Annotated in this window: 7 protein-coding genes; 4 read left to right on the forward strand and 3 right to left on the reverse strand. The window is 72.5% G+C overall.

Annotation, left to right across the window (positions count from 1 at the left end; genetic code table 11):
• A partial coding sequence (locus AB0J52_RS26270) for a DUF5937 family protein (protein WP_500184953.1) occupies positions 1-433 on the reverse strand: 433 nt, incomplete at its 3' end.
• Between the two features lie 102 nt (positions 434-535).
• On the opposite strand from AB0J52_RS26270, the gene AB0J52_RS26275 reads away from it, so the two are divergent.
• Entirely contained in the window at positions 536-1,786 is a 1,251-nt protein-coding gene (locus tag AB0J52_RS26275) for an MFS transporter (RefSeq protein ID WP_500184954.1), read from the forward strand.
• A 24-nt stretch (positions 1,787-1,810) separates the two neighbouring features.
• Here the strand turns inward: AB0J52_RS26275 and AB0J52_RS26280 are convergent, their stop codons facing one another.
• A complete protein-coding gene (locus AB0J52_RS26280) occupies positions 1,811-2,755 on the reverse strand; it encodes a LysR family transcriptional regulator (RefSeq protein WP_500184955.1) in 945 nt (314 codons plus the stop codon).
• A gap of 72 nt (positions 2,756-2,827) precedes the next feature.
• Positions 2,828-3,775 (reverse strand): DMT family transporter, encoded by a 948-nt coding sequence (locus AB0J52_RS26285; protein ID WP_500184956.1) that lies wholly within the window; start codon positions 3,773-3,775, stop codon positions 2,828-2,830.
• 431 nt (positions 3,776-4,206) lie between these two features.
• Here AB0J52_RS26285 and AB0J52_RS26290 point away from each other — a divergent pair, with 431 nt between their 5' ends.
• The 3 genes from AB0J52_RS26290 to AB0J52_RS26300 form a co-directional block, all read left to right on the forward strand.
• Positions 4,207-4,449 (forward strand): hypothetical protein, encoded by a 243-nt coding sequence (locus AB0J52_RS26290; protein WP_500184958.1) that lies wholly within the window; start codon positions 4,207-4,209, stop codon positions 4,447-4,449.
• Positions 4,450-4,596: 147 nt separating this feature from the next.
• Entirely contained in the window at positions 4,597-4,968 is a 372-nt protein-coding gene (locus AB0J52_RS26295) for a phage holin family protein (RefSeq protein WP_500184959.1), read from the forward strand.
• Positions 4,965-5,291, forward strand: a 327-nt coding sequence (locus tag AB0J52_RS26300) for a DUF3618 domain-containing protein (protein WP_500184960.1), incomplete at its 3' end; no start/stop codon positions are given. The genes AB0J52_RS26295 and AB0J52_RS26300, both read left to right, overlap by 4 nt.

The following is a 5,291-nucleotide window of genomic DNA, read 5'->3' on the forward strand; positions in this document are numbered from 1 at the left end:
CGAAGGCCTCCTGCAGCGCGCCGCGGGCCTGGGCCACGTCCAGGGCCCGCTCGCGCGCGGTCCTGTCGGTGAGGGGCGAGGCTCCGCGGAAGTGGACCCGGTTGCTGCCGCAGGTGGTGACGAGCGCGGCGGTCACGTACGTCTCGTCGTCGAGCCGGTCCACGTCGTCCAGTTCCTCGGCGAGGGTCGGGCGGGGCCGCGCGGGGATCAGGAAGTCGGCCTGGGAGGAACGCCAGAGGAACTCCGCCTCCCGGAGCCGCTCGGCCAGCTCGGGCCGCAGCCCGGACCAGACGTCCGCGGCCCAGCCGGCGAACTGCGGATGGTGCCCCGGTTCGGCCAGCACGTGCAGCATCGCGGTCAGCTCGGCCAGCGGGGACGCGGCGAACCGCACCTGCTCGGACGGAAGGCCGCTGATGTCGATCCTCAGCGTCATTCCCCCATCATTCCTACCCGGACGGCCTGGTGGCGGCGTCGATTGACAATATGCGTCAACCGACGGGCCCCGCCCCGGCACCTGGACGCACTGTCTGACGCCATGACGACCGTCACCAGAATCCAGCCCCGGGCCCTCGTCCGCGCCTCCGGAGGCCCCCGCTACACCGTCGCCCTGGCCGTGGACGCGCTCGGCACCGGCCTCCTGCGGCCCTTTCTCCTGCTCTACGGCGTGACCGTCCTGAGGCTGTCCGCTCCGGTCACCGGCACCGCCATGACGGTCGGGATCGTCGCGGGCCTGGCGTGCATGCCCGCGGTGGGCCGATGGCTGGACCGCGGCGCACGCAGCACGGTCGTGGCGGCGTCCATGCTGGTACGGGTGCTGGGCGTGGCGCTGCTGCTGGCCGCCCCGGCGGGTCACGTCTGGCTTTTCGCGGCGGCGGCGCTCTTCCTCGGCATCGGCAACCAGGCATGGCCGGCCGCCCACGCCGCGCTCGTGGCCACGGTCGCCCACGGCCGAGAACGCGACACCGCCCTCGCAGCCGCCAGAGCACTGCGCAACGCCGCCCTGGGCGTCGGAGCACTCCTCGCCACCGTCTGCCTGGCGGGCGGCACCGCCGCGCTGCAGGCGCTGGCGGCGGTCACCGCGCTCGCCTACCTGGCTGCGGCCGCCTTGGCGTGGTCGGTCCACGTGCACGCGCATCCAGCAGAGGGCTGCGCCCCCAAGGGCCGGGAGGACGAACCCGCACGCCGGATGCTCACGCTGCTCGCCGCGAACGTGGTCTACGTCTTCTGCCTCAACGTCCCGGAGATCGCGCTCCCGCTGGTCCTGGTGACGCAGCTCCACGCGTCTCCGGTGTGGCCGGCGGCCGTCTTCGTGGCCAACACGGTGCTGGTGGTCACCCTGCAGGTGCCGGTCACCGTCCTGATGTCGCGCTTCTCCCGGCGGGCCGTGCTGGCTCTCGCCGGGGCGGTTCTGGCCGCGTCCTACCTCGGCTTCCTAGCGGCCACCTCGCTGGGACACGGCTGGGGTGTTCCGGCCGTCGCCGCGGTGTCCGTGGTCTGCACCGTCGGCGAGATCATCTACGCGGGCAGCGCCACCGCGCTGGTCACCGCGCTCGCTCCCGCCCATGTCCTGGGACGAGCCCTGTCCCGTTTCCAGCTCTCCACAGGCTTCGGCCTCGCGGTCTCCCCGGCGGTCATCACGGCTCTCGCCGCCCGCGGCTCGTTCGCCCTCTGGGGCGGCCTCGCCGCCGCGACCCTCCTGTCCGCCTCCGCCGTGGCCGCCGAGAAGGACGAGGGATCGCGTCCAGACGCTCCGGCGTCCTCGGCCACCCCTCGTCACCAGGGCTGACGGGTGGCTCTTCGGCGCCGCGATCTAGTCGCCCGGCGCACCGTCATCGGCGTCGGAGGTCGTGACCGACTCATGGAGCAGGTCCACCACGCGGCGCAGATCGGGATGCTGGCCGGTACCCGCGCGGCTCACGGTGAAGATCGTCCGGGAGACGGGACTGACCAGGGGATGGAGGCTGAGGGACGCGGTGTCGTCCGGCAGTGCCATCCGGGGGATGAGAGCGGCACCCGCCCCCACGGCCACCAGCGCCGACAGCACGAAGAAGTCAGTGCTGCGCACCCGGATGTCCGGGACGAACCCGGCCGCGCCGCAGGCGCGTTGAATCATCTCGTAGCAGGAGGTCTCCGGTCCCGGCGTCAACCACGGAAGATGCGCCGTCCGGGACAGTTCCGCCGGTTGCCCGGCCGCCAGCCCCAGGGCGTCCGCCTGGCGGGGGTGCAGGGCGAGCAGCACCGGCTCCTCCATGAGGACGGTCTGCTCGCACGCGGCGGGAAAGCTGCGTGGCAGCACGGTGTAGCTGTGGACGAGGGCGAGGTCGGTCGAGCGCTTCTGCAGCTCTTCGAGGGCGTCGTCGGGCTCCCGGACGGACAGCCGCAGCGACAGATCCGAAGCCGCATCGGCGTCGGCGAGGCGTTGCCACAGGCGCGGGACGAGGGTGCGGGCCGCGGAGGGGAATGCGGTGATCCGCACCATTCCGTGCCGTCCGCTTTGCAGGGCCGCCAGGCCGGACTCGGCCGCGTCGAGTTCCGCGAGAATGATCTCGGCGTGGGCCACCAGCAGTTCCCCGGCCGCGGTCAGCCGCAGGGTTCGCCCGTGCTTCTCCACCACGGGCATGCCGGCTTCCTTCTGCAGCGCGGCGAGGTGCTGGGAGACGGCCGGCGGAGTCAGATGCAGGGCCTCCGCGGTGGCCGCGACGGTCCCGTATGCGGCGAGATGCTGCAGGATGCGCAGCCGGCGGACGTCAAGCACGGACCGCCCCCTGCCCGGCGCGGAACACGCGGAGGCGCGTAGCGGGCACCGGGTGCCCGACGACTGACGGCCTCACCGCGACGAGACCCGGTGGTCGGTCGTCCGGCCGCCGGCCGTGGACGCGTCCTCGCCCTCGGGCGCGGGCGGACGCCGCGTCCGCCTGCCCCGGTTGATCAGGACCACTCCCGCGACGGTGACCGCTCCGCCCGCCAGCGCGACGAGACGGGGCACCTCTCCCAGCCAGACCAGGGAGATGACCAGGGCCACCGGCGGCACCAGGTACAAGGCGGCCGTCGAGGCCGCGAGCGGCAGACGCGCGACGGCGTAGGCCCAGATGACGAAGCCGAGCGCGGAGGGGAACAGACCGAGGTACGCCGCCGAGGCGAGCGCACTGGCCGGGGCGTGCAGCGTGGCGTGCCAGGTGGCGGGGATCAGCGGCAGGGCGAGGACGGTGCCCGCGACCATCGCGTAGGTGGCGACCTCGAGACCGCCGTAGCGGCGCAGCAGGGGCCTGGTGGCGAAGTGGTACACCCCCTGGACGATGGCGGCGGCCAGGACGATGAGGGCGGAGACCGTGAAACCGCCGGCGCCCGCGCCCAGGCTGACGATGGCCGCACCGGTGATCGCGACGACGCTGCCGAGGACGATGTACCGGCTCAGCGGCTCGTCGAGGAAGAGGCTCCCGAGCAGCACGCTGAAGACGGGGGCGATCGCGATCAGCAGGCTCGCGGTCCCGGCCGCCACCTCCACCTCGCCCCAGTTGAGCAGGATCTGGTAGGCGGTGACGCCGGTGGCCCCGCACAAGGCGATCATGGGCAGGTCGCGGCGGCGGGGCAGCCGGACCTTCGCCGGCCGCGCCACCAGCAGCAGCGCCACGGCCGCGACCGCGATCCGCAGGAACGACAACGCCTCCACCCCGAGCCCGTCGATACCGACCCGGATGGCGGGGAAGGCCGAGGCCCACAACACCACGGTGCCGCCCAGGGCCAGGATGTGCGGGGAGACGATGCGCGGAACCATGCGTCCAGCATCCCGGTCCGAACCGGAAAGTTCTATTTAGTCCTTGTTGCCGATAGCTTCAGCCTCGCTTACCTATCGGACGCCCTCCCCTCACCTCAGCCGAACGCCGCAAGCGCGTCCCAGTTGCCGGCCCCGGGCGGACGTCGCGGGTGGGGTGCCGGTTCTGTGCTCGCGGCATCGGTAGGTGAAAACAAAATCGGCTGACATGTGCGCGCGCCCTATCCCTTGTCTCCATTGGCCTCCCCGCGGATCGCGGTAGGCCGAAGGCCGCGAGTGGGACGGGTGGTGACGTTTGGATCGCCTGGTGAGCGGTAGCCCAACATCGCCCTTCAAGCCTGTGAGCACGACTGGCTGCCCGTCCGCACATTGGAGGCAGAGCAATTTACGCCGCATTCCTCATCCCGCCGGCAGGTCTCGTCCTACTCATCGCCATGCAGTGGCTCGAATCGACCCTTCTGCCGGCGTCGCGCGCCGAACATCCAGGGGCCCGCGCCGAGTCGCCGGTGGCGGTCCCCGAACGACCGCAGACCGCCCAGGCCGACCGTCCGTCCACCGGTGGGACGGTCGTGCCGCTGAGACGAGAGGTCCGGGTCCTCACCGGGACCGGGCACGCGGCCGCAGGTCGCAAGACCCGGGAGCGGGTGGACGCGCGCCGCGCCGCCGCAGCCGGCTGATCCTTGCCAAGGACGGGGGCCCGGGGCCGTTTAGCGCGGTGGTGGGGGGAACGGAAGGCGAAAGTGCCGGTGCGACCCGGCCGGATGCAGGACGAGGGGGAGGTGACGGTTATGGGCACGGCACGCTCGTCGAGTTCGGAGCCATCGATGGGGGAGCTGGTCAAACAGGCCAGTGAACAGATTCCGGAACTGGTTCGGGCGGAAATGCGCCTGGCGGTCGCGGAAATGAAGCAGAAGGGCCGCCATGCCGGGTTCGGCGCGGGATTGTTCGGCGGAGCCGGCGTGGTCGCGCTGTACGGGGTGGGCGCCCTGGCGGCGGCGGCGATCGCGGCACTGGCGCTGGTGCTGCCCGTCTGGGCGGCGGCGCTGATCGTCGGGGCGGCCCTGCTGATCATCGCGGCGGTGCTGGGACTGATGGGCCGTTCCCAGGTGGGGCAGGCGGAACCGCCGGTGCCCGAGCAGGCGATGGAGTCCACCCGACAGGACATCAACGAGATCAAGGAGAGGGCACGCCGATGACCACCGACCAGTCCGGGGCCCGGAACACGGCGCACGAGACCGGCGCGCACGCCGACGACCCGGAGGAACTGCGCGAGCAGGTCGAGCAGCAGCGCGAGCAGCTGGGCGACACGGTCGAGGCGCTGGCCGCCAAGACCGACGTCGCCGCCCGGGCCAAGCAGACGGCAGAGCAGGTCCGGCAGAAGGCGGCCGCGTCGGCGCACGACACCGCCCAGGCCGCCCGGGAGAAGGCCGAGCAGGCGGGACGGCAGATCCAGGACAAGACCCGCCACATCACCGCCCGGGCCAAGCAGGCCGGGACCGACCCGAGATCGGAAGAGCGT

Origin of the sequence: Spirillospora sp. NPDC049652 (genome assembly GCF_040675125.1) — a bacterium.
Taxonomy (GTDB): Bacteria; Actinomycetota; Actinomycetes; order Streptosporangiales; family Streptosporangiaceae; genus Spirillospora.

Bases quoted from the DNA above. Each gene is read 5' to 3' on its own strand.
- AB0J52_RS26275 (WP_500184954.1), top strand. From the start codon at position 536: ATGACGACCGTCACCAGAATCCAGCCCCGGGCCCTCGTCCGCGCCTCC.
- AB0J52_RS26285 (WP_500184956.1), bottom strand. From the start codon at position 3,775: ATGGTTCCGCGCATCGTCTCCCCGCACATCCTGGCCCTGGGCGGCACC.
- AB0J52_RS26290 (WP_500184958.1), top strand. From the start codon at position 4,207: ATGCAGTGGCTCGAATCGACCCTTCTGCCGGCGTCGCGCGCCGAACAT.
- AB0J52_RS26295 (WP_500184959.1), top strand. From the start codon at position 4,597: ATGGGGGAGCTGGTCAAACAGGCCAGTGAACAGATTCCGGAACTGGTT.